At 59.4% G+C, this 26,362-nt stretch carries 27 protein-coding genes; 15 read left to right on the forward strand and 12 right to left on the reverse strand.

Translation table 11 applies throughout. From position 1 onward, the window contains the following. Positions 1-31: 31 nt before the first annotated feature. Positions 32-193 (forward strand): hypothetical protein, encoded by a 162-nt coding sequence (locus tag AC1DV6_RS04090; RefSeq protein ID WP_477975385.1) that lies wholly within the window; start codon positions 32-34, stop codon positions 191-193. 333 nt (positions 194-526) lie between these two features. Here AC1DV6_RS04090 and AC1DV6_RS04095 read toward each other — a convergent pair whose 3' ends face one another. Continuing rightward, the gene (locus AC1DV6_RS04095) at positions 527-724 is read right to left on the reverse strand and encodes a hypothetical protein (protein WP_477975387.1); all 198 of its coding nucleotides are present in this window, start codon (positions 722-724) and stop codon (positions 527-529) included. Positions 725-1,204: 480 nt separating this feature from the next. Between AC1DV6_RS04095 and rsgA the strand changes: the two genes are divergently transcribed. Beyond that, complete coding sequence (gene rsgA, locus AC1DV6_RS04100; protein ID WP_477975389.1) at positions 1,205-2,311, forward strand: ribosome small subunit-dependent GTPase A; 1,107 nt, start codon at positions 1,205-1,207, stop codon at positions 2,309-2,311. A 17-nt stretch (positions 2,312-2,328) separates the two neighbouring features. Here the strand turns inward: rsgA and AC1DV6_RS04105 are convergent, their stop codons facing one another. The 4 genes from AC1DV6_RS04105 to AC1DV6_RS04120 form a co-directional block, all read right to left on the reverse strand. Then, the gene (locus tag AC1DV6_RS04105; RefSeq protein WP_477975390.1) at positions 2,329-3,348 is read right to left on the reverse strand and encodes a pirin family protein; all 1,020 of its coding nucleotides are present in this window, start codon (positions 3,346-3,348) and stop codon (positions 2,329-2,331) included. Positions 3,349-3,415: 67 nt separating this feature from the next. After that, positions 3,416-5,971, reverse strand: coding sequence for a PAS domain-containing hybrid sensor histidine kinase/response regulator (locus tag AC1DV6_RS04110; RefSeq protein WP_477975392.1), 2,556 nt, complete (start codon positions 5,969-5,971; stop codon positions 3,416-3,418). Positions 5,972-6,108: 137 nt separating this feature from the next. Then, complete coding sequence (locus tag AC1DV6_RS04115; protein WP_477975394.1) at positions 6,109-6,963, reverse strand: NAD-dependent protein deacetylase; 855 nt, start codon at positions 6,961-6,963, stop codon at positions 6,109-6,111. Between the two features lie 68 nt (positions 6,964-7,031). Continuing rightward, positions 7,032-7,355: a histone protein gene (locus tag AC1DV6_RS04120; RefSeq protein ID WP_477975396.1), complete on the reverse strand. Its 324-nt coding sequence runs from the start codon at positions 7,353-7,355 to the stop codon at positions 7,032-7,034. A gap of 137 nt (positions 7,356-7,492) precedes the next feature. Between AC1DV6_RS04120 and AC1DV6_RS04125 the strand changes: the two genes are divergently transcribed. Next, a complete protein-coding gene (locus tag AC1DV6_RS04125) occupies positions 7,493-7,738 on the forward strand; it encodes a hypothetical protein (protein WP_477975398.1) in 246 nt (81 codons plus the stop codon). On the opposite strand, the gene AC1DV6_RS04130 is transcribed toward AC1DV6_RS04125, so the two are convergent. Continuing rightward, positions 7,735-7,959, reverse strand: a complete 225-nt coding sequence (locus AC1DV6_RS04130) for a DUF3820 family protein (RefSeq protein WP_477975400.1) — start codon at positions 7,957-7,959, stop codon at positions 7,735-7,737. The genes AC1DV6_RS04125 and AC1DV6_RS04130 overlap by 4 nt on opposite strands. Before the next feature lie 114 nt (positions 7,960-8,073). Here AC1DV6_RS04130 and AC1DV6_RS04135 point away from each other — a divergent pair, with 114 nt between their 5' ends. Further along, entirely contained in the window at positions 8,074-8,727 is a 654-nt protein-coding gene (locus tag AC1DV6_RS04135) for a peroxiredoxin (RefSeq protein ID WP_477975402.1), read from the forward strand. 43 nt (positions 8,728-8,770) lie between these two features. On the opposite strand, the gene AC1DV6_RS04140 is transcribed toward AC1DV6_RS04135, so the two are convergent. From AC1DV6_RS04140 to AC1DV6_RS04160, 5 genes are all read right to left on the reverse strand, one after another. Further along, positions 8,771-9,490 carry a helix-turn-helix transcriptional regulator gene (locus AC1DV6_RS04140; protein WP_477975404.1) on the reverse strand — a complete coding sequence of 240 codons (720 nt, stop codon included), beginning with the start codon at positions 9,488-9,490 and terminating at the stop codon, positions 8,771-8,773. 64 nt (positions 9,491-9,554) lie between these two features. Continuing rightward, positions 9,555-10,025: an EVE domain-containing protein gene (locus AC1DV6_RS04145; RefSeq protein ID WP_477975406.1), complete on the reverse strand. Its 471-nt coding sequence runs from the start codon at positions 10,023-10,025 to the stop codon at positions 9,555-9,557. Beyond that, positions 10,012-10,389 carry a VOC family protein gene (locus AC1DV6_RS04150; RefSeq protein ID WP_477975408.1) on the reverse strand — a complete coding sequence of 126 codons (378 nt, stop codon included), beginning with the start codon at positions 10,387-10,389 and terminating at the stop codon, positions 10,012-10,014. Before AC1DV6_RS04150 ends, AC1DV6_RS04145 begins: the two co-directional genes overlap by 14 nt. Positions 10,390-10,468: 79 nt before the next feature. Further along, on the reverse strand, positions 10,469-11,962 hold the full coding sequence (locus AC1DV6_RS04155) for a glycoside hydrolase family 13 protein (RefSeq protein WP_477975410.1): 1,494 nt from the start codon (positions 11,960-11,962) through the stop codon (positions 10,469-10,471). A 106-nt stretch (positions 11,963-12,068) separates the two neighbouring features. Further along, on the reverse strand, positions 12,069-12,596 hold the full coding sequence (locus AC1DV6_RS04160) for an N-acetyltransferase family protein (protein ID WP_477975412.1): 528 nt from the start codon (positions 12,594-12,596) through the stop codon (positions 12,069-12,071). 137 nt (positions 12,597-12,733) lie between these two features. On the opposite strand from AC1DV6_RS04160, the gene AC1DV6_RS04165 reads away from it, so the two are divergent. The 11 genes from AC1DV6_RS04165 (at position 12,734) to AC1DV6_RS04215 (ending at position 25,528) form a co-directional block, all read left to right on the forward strand. Beyond that, positions 12,734-14,422, forward strand: coding sequence for an AMP-binding protein (locus tag AC1DV6_RS04165; RefSeq protein WP_477975413.1), 1,689 nt, complete (start codon positions 12,734-12,736; stop codon positions 14,420-14,422). After that, on the forward strand, positions 14,340-16,298 hold the full coding sequence (locus AC1DV6_RS04170; protein ID WP_477975415.1) for a c-type cytochrome: 1,959 nt from the start codon (positions 14,340-14,342) through the stop codon (positions 16,296-16,298). Before AC1DV6_RS04165 ends, AC1DV6_RS04170 begins: the two co-directional genes overlap by 83 nt. Before the next feature lie 174 nt (positions 16,299-16,472). Next, a complete protein-coding gene (locus tag AC1DV6_RS04175; RefSeq protein WP_477975970.1) occupies positions 16,473-18,563 on the forward strand; it encodes an ATP-binding protein in 2,091 nt (696 codons plus the stop codon). Then, positions 18,541-19,215 carry an RluA family pseudouridine synthase gene (locus AC1DV6_RS04180; protein WP_477975417.1) on the forward strand — a complete coding sequence of 225 codons (675 nt, stop codon included), beginning with the start codon at positions 18,541-18,543 and terminating at the stop codon, positions 19,213-19,215. The genes AC1DV6_RS04175 and AC1DV6_RS04180 overlap by 23 nt, the downstream gene beginning before the upstream one ends. A gap of 23 nt (positions 19,216-19,238) precedes the next feature. Continuing rightward, positions 19,239-20,093: a 3',5'-nucleoside bisphosphate phosphatase gene (locus tag AC1DV6_RS04185; protein ID WP_477975419.1), complete on the forward strand. Its 855-nt coding sequence runs from the start codon at positions 19,239-19,241 to the stop codon at positions 20,091-20,093. A 2-nt stretch (positions 20,094-20,095) separates the two neighbouring features. Beyond that, positions 20,096-20,719 carry an L-threonylcarbamoyladenylate synthase gene (locus tag AC1DV6_RS04190; RefSeq protein ID WP_477975421.1) on the forward strand — a complete coding sequence of 208 codons (624 nt, stop codon included), beginning with the start codon at positions 20,096-20,098 and terminating at the stop codon, positions 20,717-20,719. A gap of 31 nt (positions 20,720-20,750) precedes the next feature. Then, positions 20,751-21,425, forward strand: coding sequence for a site-2 protease family protein (locus tag AC1DV6_RS04195; RefSeq protein WP_477975423.1), 675 nt, complete (start codon positions 20,751-20,753; stop codon positions 21,423-21,425). A gap of 11 nt (positions 21,426-21,436) precedes the next feature. Beyond that, positions 21,437-22,729, forward strand: a complete 1,293-nt coding sequence (locus AC1DV6_RS04200) for a tryptophan--tRNA ligase (RefSeq protein WP_477975424.1) — start codon at positions 21,437-21,439, stop codon at positions 22,727-22,729. 113 nt (positions 22,730-22,842) lie between these two features. Further along, positions 22,843-23,316, forward strand: coding sequence for a cache domain-containing protein (locus tag AC1DV6_RS04205; RefSeq protein WP_477975426.1), 474 nt, complete (start codon positions 22,843-22,845; stop codon positions 23,314-23,316). A gap of 29 nt (positions 23,317-23,345) precedes the next feature. Next, positions 23,346-24,899: a methyl-accepting chemotaxis protein gene (locus AC1DV6_RS04210; RefSeq protein WP_477975428.1), complete on the forward strand. Its 1,554-nt coding sequence runs from the start codon at positions 23,346-23,348 to the stop codon at positions 24,897-24,899. Continuing rightward, positions 24,896-25,528 carry an FABP family protein gene (locus AC1DV6_RS04215; protein WP_477975430.1) on the forward strand — a complete coding sequence of 211 codons (633 nt, stop codon included), beginning with the start codon at positions 24,896-24,898 and terminating at the stop codon, positions 25,526-25,528. The genes AC1DV6_RS04210 and AC1DV6_RS04215 overlap by 4 nt, the downstream gene beginning before the upstream one ends. Before the next feature lie 12 nt (positions 25,529-25,540). Here the strand turns inward: AC1DV6_RS04215 and AC1DV6_RS04220 are convergent, their stop codons facing one another. Beyond that, complete coding sequence (locus AC1DV6_RS04220) at positions 25,541-26,227, reverse strand: glycine zipper 2TM domain-containing protein (protein WP_477975432.1); 687 nt, start codon at positions 26,225-26,227, stop codon at positions 25,541-25,543. Positions 26,228-26,362: the final 135 nt, after the last annotated feature.

Consider the following 26,362-nt stretch of genomic DNA (forward strand, 5'->3'; position numbering starts at 1 on the left):
TCAGTTAGACTGAACCAAAGGAATTACCACTATGGCAGGCGTATTCGGCAAAGACCCCAACATGAAGAAGAGCAACCATGCGGAGCTTGAAAGGCTCAACTTGGAACGCAAGCGCAAGTTGGCGGAGGCGGCTGCCAGGTTCAATCTAAAGAAACCCGCCGCTCCTACCAGCAAAACGCCTGTAAAGGAATAGCGCACGGCTTTGGGTTGACAGCCTTTACCCGACCTTTACCGCTATCGGCGGTATTCGTGTCGGCGACACACGGCGGCGCGCGTTGAACACCTAGGCGGATTCTCTTCGCCCAAGGAGTGTTCTTGTGAATTCAATTAAGCGTCTAGTTTCGATAGCTGCAGTAGCTGTCCTTGCGGTATCGATCAGCGGCTGTGTGGTTCGCCCATTGGGATGGGGCCACCATGGCTACTACGGCAGAGATCGGTCCGATGGCTATTCCGACAGAGATCGCGGCGACCGGGATCATGGGGACCGGGGAGACCGTGGCGGACGCGGCGACGGCCCTCCTCGCCGCTAAGCAAAGCGCATGCGGGAATGGAACTTGGCCCAGCAGACACCGCAATGCCATTTCCCCGGTGAAAGCTCAACGCCGCCACCTACCGGTTTTTCGGCCTGGCATTTGCCATCACAAAACCGGTAGTAGTGCGGCGAGCGCGCGGCATTGATGGAGCTGCGTTGCAGTGAGCCATTGAGTAGTGGGGGTGCAGACATAGAGGTGACACATCTCGAAATGAGCGTTAACTCGATGAATCGCAGTATTTGCTGTGGCCGTTGGTTTGTATGTTCGTTGCCGCACCTTTTTTCACTGCATGTCCGCACGCGCTGTTGCATTGCTGCACGCCATCAGCGTAAAAGCGTTCCCATCCGTTGACAGTTCACGCGCCGATTTAGCACAATCGGGGGGCCAGATGGATGCCCCATTTGGAAACCACTCTCAACGCACTTGAAGGAGTACCGCCATGATTGATCGCACATTTACTCCCTCTACGCTGGCCGCCTGAGAGCTGAGTTACCTGATTTTTCGCTAGTTTTTAAATAGCCGATTGATCTTTGCCCTGTTACACAGGGTTTTGTTTTCTCTGTCTTTGTCGGGTCGCTAGTCGGTCCTTCTCCCATTTGTTCGTTGACTTGCGTCATGGCGTATTGCATTGGCACGCCATGCCGCAAGTCTTGATAAAGACATAGCAAGACATGATTTATTTTTCGTTTGAAACACTGCGTCCTCTGGGCCTCACATCGCCCATGGCGCAAATATTAAGTACCACCTCTGCAACCGTTGAAAGCATCTCTGGTGCATCTGAATTCCAGTGGATGCGAACCACGGGCGTGCACCGTGAAACGGTGGATGTGCACGATGGCGCTGCACAACTCCAGGCACGTTGCACGGCACGCCTTCTGCGGACGCTGCAAGAACAAGGTTGCGCGATAGCCGTTGGAGACTGGGTTCTGTGCCAGCACGACGCGCATCAGCAGTTGTGGGTGGTGATGCGCGCGCCACCCCTCAACCAGATCGTGCGCCGCGATGCGGATGGCAGCCGCCACACGGTGGTCAGCAACGTGGACACGGCGCTACTCGTGATGGGCCTGGACCTGGACTTCAACCTGCAGAGGCTGGAGCGCTATCTGGCCCTGACAGGAAGCAGCGGGGTATTGCCCGTCGTCGTACTGACCAAAGCCGATGTATTGGCCGACACTTCGTCGGAACGGTTGGAAGAGCGCATTGCGTCGGTAGGTGATCGCATAGGCAAGCACATCGATGTGATCGCTGTCGATGCCCGCAGCTCAGCGGCACGCGATGCCTTGAAACCCTACATCTATGCGGGGCAAACGCTGGTGTTGCTCGGCTCGTCGGGGGCCGGCAAGAGCACGCTCACCAATGGCCTGCTGGGCAGCGATACGCAGGACACGGGTGCTGTGCGAGAACACGATAGCCGGGGGAAACACACCACGACCGCGCGTTCATTGCATCTGTTGCCTTCTGGCGCATGCGTGATAGACACGCCCGGTGTGCGCACGCTGCGCCCGGATGTGGATGCGCAAACGTTGGAATCCTTGTTTGAAGATATCAGCGCGCTGGCCGCGCAGTGCCGCTTCAGAGACTGTTGCCACCAAGATGAGCCTGGCTGCGCTGTGCGCGAACAGACCAACCCGGAGCGCCTGAAGAATTACCACAAGATGCTCCGCGAAAGCCGCCGCGACACCATGAATGCACTGGAGCGCCAGCAACAACTCGCGCAGTGGAAGGCCAGAGGCCGGGAGGGCCGGCAGAGACTGGAGATGAAACGCGAAGGTCGCTGATGGCCCGCGTTGATACCCTAACGCTCTTCGACGCGTCCATCCGTATGCAAGGCAAACCGGCCCTTGTCCCGCGGATGGACGGGGTCGCTGGCGCCCCACTTCCAACCGCCAAACTCTGTCCTGCGGTAGTCCGCGAAGGCTTGGTGGATTTCTGCCTCGGTGTTCATCACAAACGGTCCGTATTGCGCAACCGGCTCGCCTATCGGACGGCCCTGCAATAGCAGCAGCTCCGCCTCTTGTGGCCCGTTCACCAGCTCTATCGCCTGGTCGGCTGCCACTTCAATCGCGGAAGCGGGATTTACGCTTTGCCCGGCGATGGTGAGTTGCGCGCCCAGGAAGAAATACAACTGTCGCTTGGTTGCGGCACTCTGCGCGGCGGGCAAGGTCCATCGCGCGCCAGGCGCCATCTTGATCGTCAGGATGGCGAGGTCCGCGTCGGGTGCAGATGCCCAGGAGTCTGGCGGTGGCGCAAGGCTTTTGTCAGCGGTCAACACGCCTGCGATGGTGGTGATCTGTGTGACGTTTCCATCAGCGTCCTTCGCATCGTGTCTCGGAATGTCTTCATTCCAGAACATCGTGAAGTGCGGCTCCGCCATCTTGCTCTTGGCGGGCAGGTTGAGCCAGATCTGGAACAACTCTGTGTGGTTGGGCTTGTCCCGGTGGCGCAGCGGGAACATCTCGCAATGCACGATGCCTTTGCCGGCGGTGAGCCACTGCACATCGCCGTCGCCAAAACGCGCTGTCGCACCCGCGGAGTCGGAATGGTCAATGCGCCCTTTGCGCACAATCGTGATGGTCTCAAACCCACGGTGGGGATGCGCCGGAAAGCCGGGCACGGTTTGGCCGTGGTACATGCTCCAGCCCTCTTTGCCAGAGAAGTCTTGCCCCATGCTGCGGCCCGCCAGAGAGGCTTGCGGCCCCATGGCTTCATTGCCCGGCGGGTACGCATCGTTGTGATGCACACAGAACAGGAATGGGTCAATGGTCTGCCACGGGAATGACAGGGGCTGGACTTTGATGATGGGAGAGTTGGGCATGGGCGATCTCGAATTGCAGCGCTATGCCCAATTGTCACCGCGCTGCTTCAAGTGTGCCCAGGCAGGGCTATTTCTTCACAGACGCAAACGCTGACTGCGTTTTCGCAAACTCCAGCGCAGCGTCCAGCTTGTCCATGAACAAATTGATACGGATGGGTTTTGTCAGGTAGCCGAAAAATCCTGCTTCAAGGCTTTTCTCGATATCACTGGGAACCGCATTGGCGCTCAAAGCAATGATCGGGATGGAAGCTGTAGCAGGGTCGGCTCGCAGGGTTTGCATGGCCTCCAGGCCGCTGATACCGGGCAGGTTGATGTCCATCAAAATTACTTCGGGCTGATGGATGCGCGCAATCTCAATGCCATCCAGGCCATTCATGGCGCTGAGCATATGAAGGTCTGGGCGGCGCTTCAGAATTTGCTCCACCAGTTCCAGGTTGGCCGGGTTGTCTTCGACGTACAGCAGGGTGCGCGGCTGCAGGCCATGGGGCAGTTGCAGCGGTGCCGCAGACGTATGCTCTGCGTCCCCCGGGATATACAGCGGCGCAGCGGTAAGCGCCATTTCAAACCAGAAAGTGCTGCCAACGCCCACGGTGCTCTCCACGCCAATGGAGCCGCCCATCAGCTCGACCAGCCGCTTGGTCACGACCAAACCGATACCGGTGCCCTCTTCCTTGCTGGATTCCTTGCCGAGGCGGTTGAATGACTGAAAAAGCTGCGCGATCTGCTCCGGCGAGAGCCCCTCGCCCGTATCTCTAACGCTGATCCGAATGGAGTTCGTTGGAGTCAGGGTGTACTCCACGGTGACCATGCCATCGGACTTGTTGTACTTGATGGCATTGAACAGCAAGTTGATCAGGACTTGCTGCACCCGCGTCCGGTCTGCCTGGATGAAGTAAGGCACGTCAAAGTGCGGAAACCGCATACGGATGCCGCGCTTCATCGACTGCGGCTCGATCATGGTCTGGCAGGCATGCATCACGTCGCCCAGCGAGACGGGTTCAAGCGACAGCGTGGCGTTGCCGGACTCGATCAACGCGAGATCGAGAATTTCATTGATCAGTTCCAGCAAATACCAACCTGCCTTCAAAATTTGGTCCAGGTTGCGTTGCTGGGACGGTGAAGGGGCCGGTGGACCGGAATCTATGACCTGCGCGAAGCCAAGAATGGCATTCAGCGGGGTGCGCAGCTCGTGGCTCATGCTGGAAAGAAAGTCGCTCTTGGCACGGTTGGCTTTTTCTGCGACGAATTTAGCGCTCTCCAACTCTTCGTTCTTGTGCCGCAGCACCTGGTCCAGCCGTTCCCGCTCTGCTTCAACCTGTTTGCGGGCGGTGTTGTCGGTACCAATCAGGAGGTAGCCAATGATGCTGTTCCATTCATCCCGCAGAGCGGTGACCGAGACGACCGCGGGGAAGCGGCTGCCATCCTTGCGGATGTAGGTCAGCTCATAGATGTCTTCGATGCCACGTGAGGCCTTGAACACCAAGGCCTCAAAGCCGGGCGCAATCGAGGTTCCAAGTTCTATCGTCAATGCCTCGGCGCGCACAATCACCTCCTGCGGATCGGAGATGTCGGCCGGCGTGATCTTGTTCATCACATCTGCCGCCGCGTAGCCCAACATGCGCTCTGCACCGACGTTGAAAATCTGGATCACGCCCTTGGCATCGGTCGCGATGCTGGAAAAATTGGCGCTGTTGAAAATCGCGCTCTGCAAGGCACCGGCCTTGAGCAGCGCTTCTTCCGCCTGCTTGCGCGCGGTGTTGTCGGTGCCAATTAGCAGATAACCAATGATGCTGTTCTGCTCATCGCGCAAAGCGGTGACCGAGACGATTGCAGGAAAGCGGCTACCGTCCTTGCGGAAATAGGTCAGCTCGTAAATGTCTTCGATGCCGCGTGACGCCTTGAACACCAAGGCCTCAAAGCCCGGCGCAATCGAGGTTCCCAGTTCAATCGTCAATGCCTCGGCGCGTGCAATCACCTCCTGCGGGTCCGAGATATCGGCTGGTGTGATCTTGTTCATCACATCTGCCGCCGCATAGCCCAGCATGCGCTCTGCACCGACGTTGAAAATCTGGATCACGCCCTTGGCATCAGTCGCAATACTGGAAAAGTTGGCGCTGTTGAAAATCGCGCTCTGCAAGGCTCCAGCCCGGACCAAGGCTTCTTTAGCGTGCTTGCGCGCCGTGTTGTCCGTACCAATCAGCAAATAGCCAATGATGCTGTTCTGCTCATCACGCAGGGCGGTAACCGATACAACAGCGGGGAAGCGGCTGCCATCCTTGCGAATGTAAGTCAGCTCATAGATGTCTTCAATGCCGCGAGAGGCCTTGAACACCAGCGCTTCAAACCCGGGCGCAATAGGTGTTTCGAGCTCGACGCTCAACGCCTTGGCTCTGGCGATAACTTCCTGCGGATCAGAAATCTCGGCCGGCGTGATCTTGTTCATCACTTCCGCCGCCTTGTAGCCCAGCATGCGCTCTGCGCCTACATTGAAAATCTGGATGACGCCCTTGGCATCGGTCGCGATGCTGGAAAAATTGGCGCTGTTGAAAATCGCGCTTTGCAGGGCGCTTGCGATTCGGGCAATGTCGCTGACAGATTGGAGTTCGGTGGTGTCAGTTAGCACTGAGATTCCAATGCGAAGTGCCAACAGATGGGCACGGTGACGTACGTCGAGTCATTGGATTGCCTTGTATAAAGGTGATTCTTAATTGCCTGCAATCACCGATCACAGTAGAACACTGATTGCTCTATCCCTGTGTGCTATCGCACTTTGGACCCAATTAACTGTGCAAATTGGGGGCTGGATGCCGCCAAAGCTTCCAGCGCCGCGCCCACCTCGTGCTCCACTTTGAGGGTTAACACCGCGTCAGCGCGCGTGAGGCCCCGGTTCACGGCGGCGACGGGTTTGCCGGCGGATACCGCGTCTTCGACAAACCGAAAGCCCGAATACACCATCAGCGACGACCCCACGACCAGCATCGCATCGGCTTTGGCAAGCGCCTCACGCACTGCGGCCACACGTTCGCGCGGCACGCTTTCGCCAAAGAACACCACATCGGGCTTGAGCATGCCACCGCAATGCGGGCATGGCGGCACATCGAACTGCGCAAAGTCCTGCGACTCCAGATCGGCATCGCCATCCGGGGCGCTCTGCGCATCCAGCGCGGCCCAATGCGGATTTCGCCGCATCAACTCCGCTTGCAGCGCCAGCCGCTGCGTGCGCGCACCACAAGCCAGGCAGCACACCGTATCAATGCGGCCATGCAAGTCGACCACGTTGCCGCTACCCGCGGCGTTGTGCAGCCCATCCACGTTCTGCGTCACCAGTAACTCAATGCGACCCGCATTCTCCAATCGTGCCAGCGCGTGGTGTGCGGCTGTGGGGCGGGCGCTGGCCATCATGCGCCAGCCGAGCATGCTGCGCGCCCAGTAGCGCTTGCGCGCGAGTGCATCGGCAACGAACAGCTGAAACCGCATGGGTTCGTTGCGTTTCCAGGCGCCATTGGCATCGCGGTAGTCCGGGATACCGGCCTCGGTGCTGCAGCCCGCGCCGGTCAGCACCAGTAGGCGCGGATGGCGTCGAATGAAATCTGCCAGGGAAGCGAGCGGGTCCATCACGCCATTATCGGAAGAACAAAATAAAAAAGGCCCCGAAGGGCCTTTTTCAAAAGTCAGCGAGTTGCTTACTTCTTGGCTACGGCCTTCTTGGCTTTAGCCTTTGGCTTGGCCGCAGCCTTGGCCTTCGGAGCAGCAGGTGCAGCCGCAGGAGCGACAACCTTCAGTGCAGTGCGCTTGTCGCGCAGTGCATTGATTTCAGCAGCGAGCTTGTTCTTGCGCTCAGTCAGCTTGGCGATAGCTGCAGTGATCTTTGCAGTGGCCTTGGCTACTTTGGACACAGGCGCCTTCTTGGGGGCTGCCTTTGCAACAGGCTTTGTAGCCTTCGCAGGTGCAGTAGTCTTCTTGGTTGTCGTTGCGGCTTTAGGGGCCGATTTTTTCGCAGTTGCCATTTTTCAAATTTCCATTTAGTTATATCTGACGAAGATTTTCGCCAGGTGCATATTGTCGCTTCTCTTTTGATGTTTTTTTCAGCGGTGTTGTGAACAGGATAATCGCGTAAATTTCTCGTTCACTACGGACTCACAAAATGCCAGCTACCGAACTCAAAGTCACATCGGCCGGTACGGTCGCCGGCAAGGAGTTGCTGATCCCCACCGGCGAGCAAGGCACCACGATGCCGCACGTGCAGGACTGGGTCACCAGCAGGCTCAAAGCCAAATCACCAGTGAAGGATGTGAGTGCATCGGTGCTTGTCAAAGGCATCAAGCAATGGGCGGCGTACGAGGAAAAAGTAGGTGCAAAGAAAGTGCGCACCATTTTTAAAATCACCTAGCCGCGCTTTTGATTCGCTCGCAACGGCCTCAACAAGTCGCTCAAACCGTTGTGGTCGATCTCCAACATCAGCGCCAAAAGACGGCCAATTTCGCCTTTCGGAAATCCTTCTCTCGCAAACCAGGCCAGGTAATTGCCGGGCAGATCGGCAAGCAACGTGCCCTTGTGTTTGCCAAAGGGCATGGCGATGGTGACAAGCTTTTGCAGGTCTTCAGGGTTCATGGCCCGAGTGTATGCACTGGACGGTCACGTCCATTTTCTGAATATGCTTATGCCTGACGAATGCAGTAATTTCTGTCAAACTGGAATTCGATCTTCAACTTGGAGGAATTTCCCATGGCCTTGCGCATCAACGATCTCGTTCCCAACTTCACTGCCGAAACCGACCAAGGCAGCATTGCCTTTCACGACTGGATTGGCTCCGGTTGGGCCATTCTGTTTTCTCACCCCAAAGATTTCACGCCAGTTTGCACCACCGAATTCGGCGCGGTCGCGCAACTGGCAGACGAATGGGCCAAGCGCGGCACCAAAGTAATTGGTGTTTCGGTGGACGGCGTTGAGGCGCATAAGAAGTGGAAAAGCGACATCGAAAGCTTTGCAGGCGCCAAGGCCGGTTTCCCCATCATTGCGGACGAGGGCCTGGCCGTATCCAAGCTGTTTGACATGCTGCCTGCCGAAGCCTATTTGCCCGATGGCCGCACGGCCGCCGATACCGCCACCGTGCGCTCGGTGTTCATCATCGGTCCGGACAAAAAGCTCAAGCTCTCCATGACCTACCCCATGTCAGTGGGCCGCAACTTCGCTGAAGTTCTGCGCGCACTGGATGCCCTGCAACTGACCTTCAACGTGCCACTGGCCACTCCGGCCAACTGGACGGTGGGGCAGGATGTGATCGTTGCGCTGGCGCTCAACGACGACCAGGCCCGCGAGAAATACGGCAGCATTGACATCAAGCTGCCTTACTTGCGCACGGCCAAAGCGCCAAAGTAAAACTAAGGTATTTCACGGAGCGCACCGCCCTGCCCTAGAGACGTCAGGAAGTTCCGTTGAGCTTTTCCTGAATATGGGGCGGTGCGGCACTGCGCAGATAGTCCGCCAGCGTTTTTCCGGCTTCGTCTTTGAATTGACCGGTCTTGCTTTCCAGGCGCTGCACGCGCGCCATGCGGTCCAGACGAAAGCTGCGAAATCCACTCCGGGTTTCGCACCACGCAGCCAACGTCCAGACCTTGCCCCAGTAAAAGCAACCGAGGGGTCGCACCGTGCGGGTGGTCAGTTGGTCTGATGCATCCCGGTATTGCAGTTTGATTTTCTGATGCGCTTGCGCGGCCTCACGCAGGGTTTGCAGCGTGGCTTGAACTTCGGGTTCAAGCCCTATGGGAGGGGCATAGATGGCCATGCTCTGCGCAGCAACCCGCGCCGCCATCGGCAACACCGAAAGAATCTTTCCCAGCGCAACTTGCGAGGCCTGCGCCAGCGCCGGGTCTTGCCAGACCTGCGCCATGCGCACCGAGGCGACCAACGCGCGAGCCTCGTCCACAGTAAACATCAGCGGCGGCAAATCAAAACCCTGCCCCAACCGGTAACCTACCCCGGCCTCACCTTCGATGGGCACGCCCTGATGCTGAAGATCAGCTACATCGCGGTACACCGTGCGTTCTGAAACTTCGAGCCGTGTTGCCAACATCGCAGCCGTGGTCAGCCTGCGACCACGGATGATTTGAACGATTTGAAAAAGGCGATCGGCGCGGCGCATCGAGACAAATGGAGGGTTTGTGGAAGGACGGGTGAGGTTTGCATATTACGGGCGAACGCAGTGCCTAAAAGTCCAACATCAACATATCCGCCTGCATGGCATTGGCGATCAAGCGCATATCGACCTCACTCACCTGGAACAAGCCAAAACGGAATTTGTAACCCCAACGCGTTCGGTCTTCCACAAACTCCAAATCATCAAGCAATGGAGCTATGGGCGTTTCGTTCGCGGTGACATAGGCTATATCCCGGCGAAAAGGCACAAAGCCTCCGCCCATATCCAATGCATAGGGCACGCCAGGCAACACCAGCCCCAGCGACACAAAGCTTTGCAGACTGTCTTTACCACCCATGCGGACCGTGGGCGCGTAGTAGGCCACACGGTCTCCGGGCTGCACTCGTTTGAGAGGGGCGCACTTGCCGTGGCATACCTGCATATAGCCTTGCCCCGGTACTGCACAGCCCCGGCGTGCGTGCTCTGCGCAAGCCACGGCAATCCAGTTGTTGTGCATGGCAGGCTGGTCAATCCGGAGCATGCAGACCTACCCGGTTGCCGTCCAGATCGGTGATGTGTGCGAAGAAGCCCATACCTGGTGGCAGAGCCTGCCGTGACAAGGCAATCTGTCCGCCTGCCGCTACCGTGCGTTCCAGTGCGGCGTCCAGTGATGGTGAGGCATCCAGATAAATCAACGTGCCACCTGCCGATTTTGCTGGCGCAGTAGGTCCCATCATCAAGGCGCCACCCACACCGTCGGTGGCCATGTCGTAAGAAAACACGGCGCCTTGCGACGGTCCCATGTTCTCGCGGCGCATGGCGCTTCCTAAAACAGCCTCGTAAAAGGCCTGTGCCTGGTCGAGTTGGGTGGTCGGGATTTCGAACCAGCTGATCGCATTTTTCATGGGCTATTCCAATGGAGTTAAGGAAGCCCAGATGGTGCGACAGGGCTACTGACAGCGTGGTGTCAGTAGGCCGCATTCTCTAAAGTCGATTGCGCGGTTTGAAGTAGGTGTAATTTTTGTAGGGCTCACTTGCCTGGTAGACCGCACCAGAATTAGGCGCGATTTTCAGCCGCACGCTGGCCGCCTCTACCCGGGTAGCGGGCGCATGGCCCAGGGCATCGCGCAGCGGCACGCCGTCGTACCAGTGCGAGTACGGCAGCATTAACACGCAGTCCAGCGGCTTGTCGTCCAGGTTGACAATCACCAACGCTGCCTCGCCGGGTTGTTCGGTATGGCGCAGGAACACCAGCGCGTTACCCTTCAGCCGGTCGCCCAGCACGGTGATGTCACCGTATTTCAGCGCGGGATTGGACTGGCGCATGGCAATCAGTTGCTTCACCCAATTGCGCTGTGTGTGGTTCCACTGGGTTTCATCCCAGCGCATCGTGCGGCGGCAATCAGGGTCGTTGCCGCCTTCCATACCAATCTCTTCGCCGTAATACACCAGCGGCACGCCGGGTAGCGTGAACTGCATCAGCATTGCGAGTTGCGCTTTTTCGATACTGCCCACCGCCGTAATGAGGCGCGGCGTGTCGTGGCTGGACAGCATGTTCCAGGAGCACAGCAGGCCCTTCAAACCGTAGCCCTCACGCGCATCGCGGGCGGCGTGGTTCATCTGCACCGCATCGATATCGCCAGCCAGCCAGGCCAGCGTGGCCGTGCGGTACCAGTAATTCATCATGCCGTGAAAGCCCTCGCCAGACTGAAACCAGCTGCCTGAAAAACCATTGAGTTCACCCAGCAGATGGGCTTGCGGATACGCTGCACCGACGATGGCGCGCATTTCCTGCGCCACAGGAATACCTACATCTTGTGCGACGTCAAAACGCCAGTGGTCTACGCCTCGGGCCAGCCAATGCTGCACCAGGCTGTCGGGCTTGCGGTACAGCACATCGCGTACGTCGGGGTTGTCCAGGTTCAGCTCGGGCAGGCTGGCATTGTCCTGCCAGCACAGGTAGCTGCCGTCGGGCTTGAAAGTGAACCAATTGCGCTTCGCGACATCGCCTGCCTGTGCGGCCAGAAACCAGGGGTGCTTGCTGGAGACGTGGTTGAGCACCGCGTCCAGTGTCAAGCTCATGTGACGGGCATGCAAGGCATCGGACAGACGCGTCAGCGCCGCGTCACCGCCGAACATGGGGTCAACGCTGAAATAGTCCTGCGCGTCGTATTTGTGGTTGCTGGGTGAAGTGAACACCGGCGTGAGGTACACGCCGGTCACCCCCAGATCCGTGAGGTAGTCGAGCTTGTCGGTAATGCCATCGAGGTCGCCACCGAAGAACTGGTCTGCCCAGTTCTGGTTCAGTGTGCTGTCACCCCAGCCACGCTTGACGGCGTGCGGCAGGTTGTACGCGGGCTGCGCCAGCTTCTCGGCACTGGAAAGTCCACCACCGATGGCAAATCGCTCCGGGAAGATCTGGTAGACCACCTGACTTGCAGTAAGGCGGGTAACGGCGTCTATGTTGGGGGATGTCATGGCGGCCTGATTTGTTGTGGCGCTCACCTTACCAGCCAACATCGTTGGCCGATGCGCCTGAACGTTACCTACGGGTAACGAACATGCGCATCTGTTGCTTTGAGCCCTAGTTCAGCGGACGCTTGAGGCGGATTTCCTCAATCTTGATATTGCCCAGAGGAGCGGTGCGTGCGGTAGAGATTTCGCGCTTGAAACCAGCCAGCTCGTGGAAGCGCAGCACGCGCTCGTTGGCCAATGGCAGCCAGATGCTGACGTGGGTACAACCTTCTTCCATCAGACCTTCTCGGGCCGCATCCCACAGTGCCAGGCCGACGCCCTTGCCGTGGTGGGCGGCGGGCACATAGATGGCCCAGATTTCGCCCATCGTAGGTGGCGTGCCCTTGTCGCGGGAACGGTCAAAGCCGACAAAGCCGATGATCTTCTCGTCATCCAGCACAACCTGCACTTGCGGCTCGGCGTACTCAATCGCTTCGCGCCAGTAGGCCTGGCGCTTGTCAGTGGGAATGAAAGGCAGCGGAACATCGCCCAGCGTGACTTGCAGCGATTCGCGCTCGCTCTGGTTATGGACTTCGGTGATGGCCTTGGCATCGCGCAAGGTGGCGGGACGCACGGTATAGGTGGTCGTACTGGACATGTAAAAACGTAAACCTGAAACAAAAAAAGAGGCTAGATTGTCGCTGCAAATGGAAATGGCCTCCTCTGGCCACAAAAAGTACGTCACCTAGGGTCAACACCATTGCCCCACACGTGGGGTGCGTGAAGAATGGATTCATGACTTTACCCATCACTGTTTCCTCCTCCGATTTGCCCCTGCAATGCCTTTACCGCTGGGAGCGCGAGCGTGCCAATCAGGTCTACCTGACTCAGCCCATGGGTAGCGGCGTACTGCAGGAGATCACCTGGACGGAGGCCGCAGACCAAGTACGCCGCATGGCACATTGGCTGCAGCAGCAGGGCTGGCCCGCGGGCAGTCGGGTTGCGATTCTGGGCAAGAACAGCGCGCACTGGATTCTGTCCGACCTGGCCATTCTGATGGCGGGCTATGTGTCCGTTCCGATCTATCCGACCTTCAACGCTGATTCGCTGTCCTACATCCTGGAGCACAGCGAATCACGAGCACTGTTTGTCGGCAAGCTGGACGACACGGCCAATGTGAAGGGCGTGCGTACGCATATCCCGGTGATTACCTTGCCACTGGCACCTGAACTTCCGGGCCTGCGTTGGACGGATCTGCTGGAGAAGACGGCGCCGCTGACCGGCACACCTGCACCTGCGGCGGACGCCATAAGCACCATCATTTACACCTCCGGCACCACCGGCAAGCCCAAGGGTGTGGTCCACACCTTCCAGACCATGGCTTGGGGCGTGACCAGCGCCACGCGCCGGGTCACGATGAACAGCGAAGACCGCTATATCTCCTACCTGCCGTTAGCCCATGTGGCCGAACGCATGTTGATCGAGCAGGCCTCGCTGCGTTATGGCGGTCATGTATTTTTTGCCGAGGCGCTGGATACGTTTGTGCAGGATTTACAACGCGCGCGGCCTACGATTTTCTTTTCGGTACCGCGGCTATGGGTCAAGTTCCAGCAGGGCGTGCACTCCAAAATGCCTGCGCAAAAGCTGCAAAAGCTGCTGCGCATTCCACTCTTGGGCGGCATCGTGCGCCGCAAGATTCTGAAAGGCCTGGGCCTGGACCAATGTCGCATTGCAGCAGGTGGCGCCGCCCCCATGCCTGCTGATGTGTTGCAGTGGTATCGCAGCTTGGGACTGGATTTGATCGAGGTCTACGGCATGACGGAGAACAGCGGTGTGTCGCATTCCACGTTGCCCGGCGGGCGCCAGACTGGCTCAGTTGGTATGCCCTATGACGAAGTGGAAAGCCGCATCGACCCGGAGACAGGCGAAATCCAGATGCGCTGTGCCGCCATGATGTTGGGCTACTACCGCGAGCCCGAACAAACCACGGCGACGATGACGGCCGACGGCTGGTTGCGCACCGGTGACAAGGGGAGCATCGACAGCGCAGGCCAGTTGCGCATCACCGGGCGCGTGAAAGATATTTTCAAAACCAGCAAGGGCAAGTACGTAGCCCCCGCACCGATTGAAGACCTGCTGGTACTGCACCCCGATATAGAGGCCTGCGCCGTGACGGGCGCTAACCTGCCGCAACCGCTCGCGGTCGTGATGCTGTCACAGGAAGCCGTTTCGCGCTGCGCGGGCCCAGATGGGAAGACCGCATTGGTGGCGTCTTTGCAGGGGCATTTGGCGCAGATCAATACCAAGCTCGATCCGCATGAGAAACTCGATTGTCTGGCGGTGGTGACCATTGCCTGGACTCCCGAAAACGGATTCGTCACACCCACCCTGAAAGTCAAGCGTGCACGCATCGAAGAAGCCTATAGCGCGCAATACGAAAACTGGACCGCGCGACACCAGCCTGTGGTTTGGGCGGACGCTTAGCGCTCTATTGCAGCTGCTGCGCGCGCTGTGCGCGCTCGCCGTCGGTACACTGCTCTGCGCCACTGCGTCGGCCACACCGGCATTTGAAGACAGCATGGCGCAGCGCGCCAAAGCCTGCACCGCCTGCCACGGCGACCAGGGCAAAGCCGGGCCAGATGGCTACTACCCCCGCCTTGCCGGCAAACCCGCTGGCTATCTCTACAACCAGCTGCTGAATTTCCGCGAAGACCGGCGCCACTATGCGCTGATGCAGGGCCTGCTGGCCCCATTGAATGAGACCTACTTGTGGGAATTGGCGCAGTATTTCTCCAGTCTCGATTTGCCCTACCCGCCCCCGGTTTCACAAGTGGCTGACAAAGCCTTGTTGGAGCGTGGCAAAGCGCTGGCACAAAACGGTGACACCAAGCGTGGCCTGCCCGCCTGCACGCAGTGCCACGGCACTGCGTTGACCGGCATGCTGCCGCAAACGCCCGGGCTGCTGGGCCTGCCACGCGACTACATCAACGCGCAACTGGGCGGTTGGCAAACCGGGCAGCGCCAGGCGCATGCGCCCGACTGCATGGGCCAGATCGCGCGCAAGCTGCAAGGGCAGGACATCAGTGCATTGGCGGTGTGGCTGTCATCCCAGCCACCGCCTGCGGTCTATAAACCCGCCAACTCAACAACTCCCAAAACAACCGCGGCTGACTTTCAGTGCGGTAAGGAGCAGCGTCCGGCAGCCATAGACGCCCCCCTGCAACGCGGTGCCTATCTGGCCCGCATTGGCAACTGCGCGCTATGCCATACCGCACCGGGCGACGCCAGCTACGCAGGCGGCAAACCGATAGACACGCCGTTTGGCACGGTGTTCTCCAGCAACATCACTTCCGACAAGGCAACTGGCATTGGCAACTGGACCGCAGACGATTTCTGGCAGGCGCTGCACCACGGAAAGTCGCGCGACGGCCGCTTGCTATACCCGGCATTTCCGTACACCAGCTACACGCACGTCACACGGGAAGATTCCGATGCACTTTGGGCTTTTCTGCAGTCGCTGCCAGCCACAGCCCGCGCGAACACGCCCCATACGCTGCGTTACCCGTACAGCACGCAATGGGCGTTGCGCTTATGGCGTCTGGCCTTCTTTGAACCTGCGACACCCGTAGTGCCAGCGACCGCCGATGCGCAAATGCAACGTGGCGCTTACCTGGTACAGGGGCTGGGACATTGTGCCGAATGCCATGGCAAACGCAACCTGCTGGGCGCTATGGGCACCAGCAAATGGATGTCAGGAAATGCGTTGAGTGTGCAGGGCTGGTACGCGCCCGCGCTGGACGATGTTGCGGAAGCTGGCATAGGTGCCTGGACCAAGATCGAGGTACGCGATTTTCTTCAGAAGGGCAGCAACACGCGTGCGAACGCCAGCGGCCCGATGGCGGAAGTCGTAGCGCACAGCACCCAATATTTGAGCGATGCAGACGCGGATGCGATGGGGCGCTATCTGCAGACCAACATGCGTACGATTTCTGCAAAAACCAGTTCCACCGAACCCGCCACTGGCTTGACTTCACAAGGCACGGCACTGTATGAGCGCCATTGCGCGGAGTGTCATGGCAAGAGCGGCGAAGGCCGCGCAGGCGCTTACCCGGCACTGGCAGGCAACCGCGCCGTCACGATGACGCGCACGGAGAATCTGGTGCAAGCCGTTTTGCAAGGCGGCTATGCGCCGGCTACCCTCGGCAACCCACGCCCCTATGGCATGCCGCCGTTCCAGTTGCAGTTGAACGATGCGCAAACCGCCGCGGTGCTGACCTACATCCGCAACGCCTGGGGCAACCGCGCAGCGCCCGTCAGCGAGTTTGATATAAACCGGCAACGCAATCTGCAAGCCCGTTGACCCACCCATGCCACGCCTCTCCATGCCCCGGCCCCGCCTGACCGTGGAAGCACGCCCATGATCGGTCTGCCGCGCAGGAAAAAGTTCAAGGTCATCCCGCGACCCAAACAGTTCGCCGATTCGCGGATTGACGCCGAGCAGGACCTGATCATCGACGGCTACGCGCCGGCGCAGATGATCGAAGACCTGCGCAAATACCAGTCCGAACTGGAAATCCAGAATAAAGCCTTGCGTTACAGCCAGCAGGAGGCGGAAGGCGCTTCCGAGCGGTTTGCGACACTGTTTTCCAGCGTCCCGCTGGCGCTGATGGTGGTGGACGAGGTGGGCCAGGTGCTGGCCAGCAATGCAATGGCACAGCGCCTGTTTCAACCACTGGAGTCCGACGCACCACTGAACTTCCTGCTGCCCTTTGTGGCAACGACGCATGCCGACGAAGTAGCGGTGGCGTTTCTCAATGCGCGTACAGCGGGCACCAGCGAAGTCAGTGAAGTGGTGTTCATTGCCGGTTCGCGCGGCAACTTCACCGGCGACCTGCACATCGCGCGCATCGACAACCCGCAAGGCGACCTGGCGCATTTCACCTGTGCGGTGATCGACCAGGGGCCGCTGCTGACACAGCGCCAGGCCCTGCAGGAAAGCGCCACTATCCTGCGCCAGCGCAACGAAGACTTGCTGCTCAGCGAGAACCGCATGGCGGCCATCATCAACTCTTCGCTGGACGCGATCCTGTGCGTGGACGAGAGCCAGCACATCACGGTGTTCAACCCTGCGGCCACGGCGCTATTCGCCTGCCCGGCGGAGCAGGCGCTGGCAATGCCATTGGGGCGCTTTCTGCCGGAGGTTGAGCGCGCGCTGGCGAATGGTGAGGTTCCGGCGCAAGCCATGTTGGGCGAGTTCCAGGCAACCAACATGCAAGGCAAAACCATTTTTGTTGAAATCAGCGTGTCGCTGGAGCGCCGATTGCGCACCCGCGCAGTGATCCACAGCAGCGCCCCGCCGGACATCAAGCAACGGGGGCAGCACCTGCACCATGGCGCCATCACCACGCTGTTTGTACGGGACTTGAGTGCGCGCAAGCAGGCGGAGTCTCAGCGTATTGCACTGGAAACACAACTGCGCGAGTCGCAAAAGATGCAGGCCATGGGCACGATGGCTGGCGGCATTGCGCACGATTTCAACAATATCCTGAGCGCAATTCTGGGCAACGTGGAGCTGGCCCGGCAGGACACCGCGGATGGCGCTCCAGCACAAACCAGTCTGCTGGAAATTGACAAAGCCGGACGGCGCGCGCGCGATCTGGTGCGACAGATTCTGACTTTCAGCCGCAATGAGGTGCCACAGCGTATTGCGTTGCAAATGGCCGAAGTGGTGCACGAAACCGCACGCCTGGTCAAGGTGACTTTGCCGCCGTCGGTGCGCCTGAGCGTCACCGTCGAGGCCAATAACCCAACGGTGCTGGCCGATGCCACACAGGTCGAGCAGGCGGTGCTGAACCTGTGTACCAATGCAATCCTGGCGATTGGCAAGAACAAGGGCTCCGTCGCCATCGAGCTGGGCAGCACACAACTGAGCCCGCCCGAATGCGAACGCATGGGTCTGCCCGCAGGCGACTATGTGGCTTTGAGAGTTCGTGATACCGGCAACGGCATGACGCAGGCCACGATAGAGCGCATCTTCGAGCCGTTCTTCACCACGCGCGAAGTCGGCCAGGGAACGGGCCTTGGCCTGTCCGTGGTGCACGGCATCATGCAAACCCATGGGGGCGCGGTACAAGTGGACAGCACTCCGGGCCAGGGCAGTGTGTTTTCACTGTATTTCCCGGTCACCCATGAGCAGGTGGCCCCTGCCAGCGCCGTAGCAGCTCCCGCACCTGAAGTGCGCGGCGGTGGGCGCCGCGTCATGTATGTAGACGATGACCAGGCCTTGGTGTTTTTGGTGGCACGGGTGTTGCAACGCAAAGGCTTTGCGGTGACTACCTTCACCGATCCGCGCGATGCCCTGGCCGCCTTGCACGCGTCGCCGCAGGGCTTTGATCTGCTGGTGACCGACTACAACATGCCGGGCTTCAGCGGTGTCGATCTATTACGCGCAGTGCGCAACCAGTGGCCTGGATTGCCGGTGGCGCTGGCGTCAGGCTACATCACACCCGACATCGAGCGCACCGCCTTGGCAGAAGGTGCCAGCGCATTGATCTACAAGCCCAATGATGTCAATGAGCTGTGCGAGACCGTGCAACGCCTGATTGCCGAACGTGAAGGCGGCTGACAAGTACCAGCCCCCAGCGGGGTTGGACGTTGTTTTTTCTGATGAATCATTGATCGTGCTGAACAAGCCCAGTGGCTTGCTGTCGGTACCGGGACGCGGCGAAGGCATGGAAGATTGCCTGAGCGCCCGCGTCCAACAACAGTTTCAAGACGCATTGGTGGTTCACCGACTGGACATGGCCACCTCTGGCCTGATCGCGATGGCCCGCGGCATTGAAATGCAGCGCGCACTCAACGCCGCCTTTGCAGCGCGGCAGGTTCACAAACGCTATGAGGCGGTAGTGCACGGCCAGATCGATGCGCCGATGGACGCCTGGCGCACGATTGACATGCCCATCCGGGTGGACTGGCCGCGCCGCCCGTTACGGATGATCGACCCCACGGGACAAGCCAGCATCAGCCGCGTTCGACTGATAGCCCGGGATGCCAACCAAGGCACTAGCCGCGTCGCACTGGAGCCGGAAACCGGGCGCTCACACCAGCTGCGCGTGCACCTGCTGGCGATTGGCCATCCTATTCTGGGTGATGCCTTGTATGCGCCTACGGATATCGCTGCAGCCACACCCCGACTTCTGCTGCACGCATGTGCGCTGCAATTCTTGCATCCGCGCTCCCAAAGCAAGGTCGAATTCCACAGCCCGGCGCCCTTCTGACGTCCAGAGCCTAAAATGGCTCTGTGACCTCCATTCTCAACGCCGACCTGCATTGCCACTCTGTCGTCTCCGACGGTACCCTCACGCCGGAAGCACTGGCTGAGCGTGCACACAAAAACGGCGTAGAACTCTGGTCTCTGACCGACCACGACGAGATTGGCGGCCAGGTGCGCGCTGCTGCAGCGGCCCGTGCGCAAGGCATGAAATACCTGACCGGCGTCGAAATCTCAGTGACCTTTGTAGGCAAGACGGTACACATCGTCGGTCTGGGTTTTGATGCAGACAACGAAGCGCTGCGCCAAGGCCTGCAGCAAACACGCGGTGGACGCAAAGAGCGTGCGATGGAAATGTCGGATGGCCTGGCGCAAGTCGGCATCAAGGGCGCATACGAAGGCGCACTCAAATTTGTCGGTAATCCCGAGCTAATTTCCCGTACGCACTTCGCGCGCTTTCTGGTCGAGAGCGGCGTCTGCAGGGAAACCAACGAGGTGTTTCGCAAATACCTGACCGAAGGCAAGCCGGGGTTTGTGCCGCACCGCTGGGCCGCACTCAAAGACGCGGTGACCTGGATCACACAGGCCGGAGGCGTGGCTGTCATCGCCCACCCCGCGCGTTACCACTTCAGCGCGAACGAAGAGTTCGCGCTGTTCACCGAATTCAAGGCCCATGGCGGCAAGGGCGTGGAGGTGGTAACCGGCAGCCACTCTGTCCCTGAGTACGCGATTTATGCGGCAACGGCGCAGGAATACGGGCTGGCCGCCTCACGTGGTAGCGATTTCCACAGCCCGGATGAAAGCCATACCGAGCTGGGCACCCTGCCCTTTTTGCCAGGCCACCTGACGCCGGTGTGGGAGCTTCTGGCTTCGCGCATTCAATAGCCATGGCCCAGTATTTCGAAGTACACCCTGACAACCCCCAACCCCGACTGCTGAAACAAACCGTCGCCTTGTTGGAAAAGGGTCAGATCATCGCGGTGCCTACCGATTCCAGTTACGCGCTGGTCTGCCACCTGGACGACAAGGCTGCAGCAGATACGCTGCGCCGCATCCGTGGCGTCGATGACAAGCACCACCTGACGTTGCTGTGCCGTGATCTCAGTGAGCTGGCCAACTACGCGCGCGTGGACAACAAGCAATACCGTTTGCTGAAGTCCGCCACACCCGGCCCGTTCACCTTCATCCTGGAAGCCAGCAAGGAAGTGCCACGGCGCGTGAGCCACCCTTCGCGCAAGACCATTGGCCTGCGGGTTCCCGAACATAAAGTGCTCCAGGACCTGCTGGCGCTGCATGGATCAGCGCTCTTGGCAACTACTTTGATAGCAACCGGCGATACCGAACCCTTGAACGATGCGCAGGACATTCGCGAGCGCTTTGAGCACCAGATTGCCGTTGTCATTGATGCGGGCGCCTGTGCGCAAGAGCCAACGACGGTGATTGATCTGACCGGCGATGCGCCTGAGGTGATTCGCCAAGGCCGGGGCGACATCGCGCGCCTGGGCTTGTAAACGCCAACTACCACTTTGAGACAATAGCGCCGTGGACTTTGCAAACCTGATTCAAACCGTTGCCATTTACGCCTTGCCCGTGCTCTTCGCGATCACGGTGCATGAGGCGGCACACGGCTACGCAGCACGTTACTTCGGCGACAACACGGCCTGGATGATGGGACGCGTGACGTTGAACCCAACCAGCCACATCGACCCGATAGGCACCGTACTGATGCCTCTGTTGCTGTATTTCGCAACATCCGGTGCGTTCTTGTTTGGTTACGCCAAGCCAGTGCCGGTGCGTTTTGACAAACTGCGCAACCCCAAACGCGACATGGTGTGGGTGGCACTGGCGGGCCCAGCGGCGAATTTTGCCCAGGCAATCCTCTGGGGTGCAGGCCTGTATACCTTGCAAGCGGCTGGCGTGATGGAACCGTTTTTCATGAAGGTTTGCCAAGCCGGCCTGTTGGTCAACGTGGTGATGTTTGCTTTCAATTTGTTCCCTCTACCTCCCCTGGATGGTGGGCGCATCCTGGTGGGTTTGCTTCCATACCGGCAGGCTGCGATGGTGTCGCGGATTGAGCCGTACGGATTTTTCATCGTGATGGCGCTCGTCATCACGGGTATTGTCAGCAGCCTCTGGATGCAGCCGGTCATGGCGTTGTCTTACGGCCTTTTGAGTCTGATTCTTTCCCCATTGGCCATGCTTTTGGGCTTCTCCTGAAAATTCACGTTATGAGTACCGTTCGCTTCCTCACCGGCATCACCACCTCCGGCACTCCGCATTTGGGCAACTATGTGGGGTCCATTCGCCCTGCAGTGCGCGCCAGTCTCACCCCGGGCGTCGAGAGCTTTTATTTTTTGGCCGATTACCACGCGCTGATCAAGGTCGACGAACCCGCGCGCATCCAACGCTCAACGCTGGAAATCGCGGCGAGCTGGCTGGCAGCAGGTCTGGACCCGGCGCGCGTCACCTTCTACCGCCAATCCGATGTTCCAGAAATCCCCGAACTGACATGGTTTCTGACCTGCGTCACCGGCAAGGGCATCCTGAACCGTGCGCATGCCTACAAGGCCGCGGTGGACAAGAACACCGCCAGCGGACAAGAACCGGACATGGATGTCACCGCTGGCCTGTTCATGTACCCGGTGCTGATGGGTGCGGACATTCTGATGTTCAACGCGCACAAGGTTCCTGTGGGGCGCGATCAGGTGCAGCACATCGAAATGGCGCGCGACATGGCCAACAGCTTCAACCACCGCTACGGCGAGCACTTTGTGCCACCGCAGGCCGTGATTGAAGAAAGCGTTGCGACGCTACCTGGCCTGGATGGCCGCAAAATGAGCAAGAGCTACGACAACACCATTCCGCTCTTTGCACCGCGTGACCAACTGCGCAAACTGATCGCCGGCATCAAGACCGACTCGCGCCTGCCCGGCGAGGCGAAGGACACCGAAGGTTCGGCGCTCTTCCAGATTTACCAGGCCTTTGCCAGTGAAGAAGAGACAGAGGGCTTGCGCAAAGCCTATGCGGATGGCATCGCCTGGGGTGATGCCAAAGACATGCTGTTCGAGCGCATTGACCGCGAAGTGGCGCCCATGCGTGCGACCTACGAAGCGTTGATGAACGATCCCGCAAAAATTGAAGCCGCCTTGCTGGCCGGCGCCATCAAAGCCCGCGCAATTGCCACGCCTTTCATGGCAACGCTGCGCAGCGCGGTCGGCCTACGCGGTCTGGCAACCTCCGCTGGAGCGACGACAGCAAAAGCGGCCAAAGTAGCGACCGCCAGCTTCAAGCAGTACCGCGAGAAAGACGGTAAGTTTTATTTCAAGCTGGTGGATGCCAGTGGCAGCATCGTGTTGCAAAGCCTGGGATTTGAGTCGCCCAAGGTGGCAGGACAAGCCATAAGCCAGTTGCAGCAGCAAGGCCTTGCCGCATTGGCAACGTTGGCCAACCAACTGGAACCCGCGCCTGACACAGATGCGTTGGCGCATACGCTGGCGTCATTGGCACAAACAGCGGAGTAAGCCTGTTTCTCGCAGGCTTTTTGCCAGCGAGGTGCTCACGAAGTCCCTCTTGTGGGGGTGGTAGGCCTGCGGTATAACAGACGCAAACATCCACAACCCTCGAAGGAGACAACATGAACTACTTTTCCCGTACCTTTGCATTGGCCCTGACTCTCGCAGCAGCTGGCTTGGGGTTGCAAGCCCAAGCCGCGGACTCCAAGGCCACGGCAGCAGAAGCAACGGCCATGGTCAAAAAGGGCGTCACCGCCATCAAGGGCGCCGGCAAGGACAAGAGCAAACTGTTCACCGAAGTCACCGCCAAGGATGCGAAGTGGGCCGACAGGGATTTGTACCTGGTGATCTACGGCATGGATGGCGTGGTGCAAGCCCATGGCGCGAATGCCAAGCTGGTGGGTGCCTCGATGATCGACATGCTGGATATCGACGGCAAGCCGTATATCAAGGAGCGCATTGATCTGGCCAAGTCCAAGGGCACCTTCTGGCAGGACTACAAGTTCACCAACCCCACCACCAAGAAAATCGAACCCAAGAGCATGTATTGCGAAAAGGTGGAAGAACTGGTCGCCTGCGCTGGCATCTACAAATAGGCTGATCGGCCGGCCTACCGGGAGACCCCATGAAACTGGGAATGAAACTGCTGGCCGCACCACTGCTGACGGCAGCCGTCGTGATACTGACCGGCCAGATCAGCACCTGGATGCTCAACGCGCAGGCTGAAAACGGCTTGATGGCCTCGCGCAGCAGCCTGGATGACTTCAAGACCATGGCCAGCGCCAATCAGCAGCTGGCCGAGGTGCATGCCAACGTCTACCGCACCGTAGCTATCGTCGCATCGCTGGACGATGCCAAAGTCAAGAGCACACGGGCAGATCTGGGCAAGCAACTCGATGGTGTCAAACGCGTGGTCAGCACGCTGGCCGACAGCGCGGCCGACGCGCAGTTGCAAGGCGACATCAAGAACATGCTGACCTTGGTGGACACCTACGCCAAGCAGGCCGACGCTGCCATTAACTTCGCCTCCATCGACCCCAACACCGGCATCTCGGCGATGCAGCGTGCAGACGCCAGTTTCAAGGACCTTATCAAGGTGTCTTCGGCGGCAACCTCCCACATTGAAGCCACATCGGAGGCGGCCATTACCCTCTCGCAGTCCAAAGGCAAAACCATCTCGCTGGCACTGGCCGCCGTGGCAATCGCGGCAGGCGTGATTGCGGTGTGGCTGTCGTGGCTGATGCAGGAGAAGATCGTCAAGGAGCTGGCGCGCGCCAGTCGCGTCGCCAGCGAGGTCGCAGACGGCAATCTGACGGTGGATGCCCGCACCGACCGCTCCGACGAAGTGGGTGATCTGATGAAGGCGCTGGGGGCCATGACCGACCAGCTCAACCGCTCCATCAGCACCGTGCGTGACTCGTCCGAATCCATACGGCTGTCCAGCTCCGAAATCGCCACCGGCAATCAGGATTTGAGCGAACGTACCGAACAGACCGCCAGCAATCTACAGCGTGCATCTGCGTCCACCGAACAACTCACGGGTACGGTGGCGCAGTCCGCCCAGTCGGCGCAGCAAGCCAACAAGCTCGCTTCCAGTGCTGCAACAGTGGCCGCACGCGGCGGTGTCGTGGTGTCCCAAGTAGTCACCACCATGGAGGACATCAACACCAGCGCACGCAAGATTGCCGACATCATCAGCGTGATTGATGGCATTGCGTTTCAGACCAATATCCTGGCGCTGAATGCTGCGGTAGAGGCGGCGCGTGCGGGTGAACAGGGGCGCGGTTTTGCGGTGGTTGCCAGCGAAGTGCGCAGCCTGGCTGGTCGCTCGGCAGAAGCTGCCAAGGAAATCAAAAACCTGATCAACGCCTCGGTGGAAAAAGTGGATTCCGGCTCGCGGCTGGTGGCCCATGCGGGCGAAACCATGACGGAGATCGTGGGCTCGGTACAGAGCGTCTCCAACATCATCAGCGAGATCTCGGCCGCAGCCAATGAACAGAGTCTGGGCATTGGTGAAGTCAACACCGCAGTCGCGCAGCTCGATCAAATGACGCAGCAAAATGCAGCGCTGGTGGAAGAATCCGCCGCTGCAGCCGAAAGCCTGCGTGAGCAGGCGCAGCGCCTGGCTGACGTAGTATCGACATTCAAATTAAGTGGATCTTCCTTGCGATTGAAATGAGTGATTTTCCCAGCGACATTTACACCGAACCAGCGCCGCTGGATCTCAATACCCTGAACAACCTAGGCCCGCTGCGCGGCATGGCGGGCGTCTGGCAAGGCGCCCAAGGGCTGGACGTCAAGCCCAAGGCCGACGGCCCGCGCAAACAGGCGTATGTAGAACGCATCGAGCTGCAGCCCATAGACCCGGTTACCAACGGCCCGCAACTGTTGTACGGCCTGCGTTACTACGCCCGCATGACCAAGCCGGAGCAGGTCAAGACCTACCATGAGCAGGTGGGCTACTGGTTATGGGAACCTGCGACGCGCACGATCATCCATACGTTGACCATTCCGCGTGGCATGGTGGCAATGGCCAGTGGGACTGCCGCACCCGATGCCACGCAATTCAGCCTGGTGGCAACTGAGGGGCATCAAAACTTCGGGATTTGCTCCGTGCCTTTTCTGGAGCACGCGTTTCGCACGATCGAGTTCCGGATTGATGTCAGCATCCACCCGGATGGAAGCTGGTCTTACGAGGAAGATACGGTCATGATGATCCGGGGCCAGGCCGAGCCCTTCCACCACATCGATCGCAACGATCTGGTCAAGATCGAAGAGCCTACACCCAACCCGCTTGCGCGGGCTTAACCAGGGCGGCGCTCAGTCCCAGCGGCGGTGGCCGCCACGGCCGTACCAGCCGCCTGAGCCAAACTGCAGATCAACGCGAATCGGCGACACGTAGGGCCGCACATAGTAGGGCTGTGGGTAGTACACCGGATACACCGGCTGCGTGACAACCACCGGGCCGGGGGCGTACACCACCTGGGGCGACGATTGCACGGTGCTGTAATTTTGCGGAGCTGGATTGGTGGCACCTACTGGCGCGACCTGCAAAGCAATTGTGGGACCTGGGTCTTGCGGCATCTGCACGGAATATTGTTTGCCGCCGAATTCGTAGACCACGTTGTAGGCCACCGCGCGATTCTCGTAGCTGGTCTGCGTACCGCAGCGCTGTACATCGCGCACCTGCGTATCGCCACTACCTTCAATGTGGTCACCCAGAATGGCTCCACCGATTGCACCAACGGCCGAAGCTGCGGCTCGGTCAGAACGGCGGCCACCGGACGCATTGCCCAGCGCAGCGCCTGCAATCGCGCCAATCAGCGCGCCCGCGCCGCTGGTGGAGCGCTGGACCTCGACTTGCTGGGTGGAGCAAACCTGGCGCGGCACGGCGACTTGCTGCATCACCGGGGTGGAGGAAATGACCCGCCCGACGTCCTGCGCCATCGCGACCGTAGTGGCAGCCAGGCTACCCAAGACCATTACCAATGTATTCAGTTTGCGCATGATATTTCTCCAACAAGCGGGCAGCCACCAGCAAAAGCCAATGTGCCCACGTCCTTAACGACATGCTGGGCTACCCGGATGACAATTTAGCGCCGCTTTCGCTGGAGAAACCGAAACTTTACACGTTACATGTGT

The sequence above is a fragment of the Rhodoferax sp. P2_H8_2 genome (genome assembly GCF_056403235.1).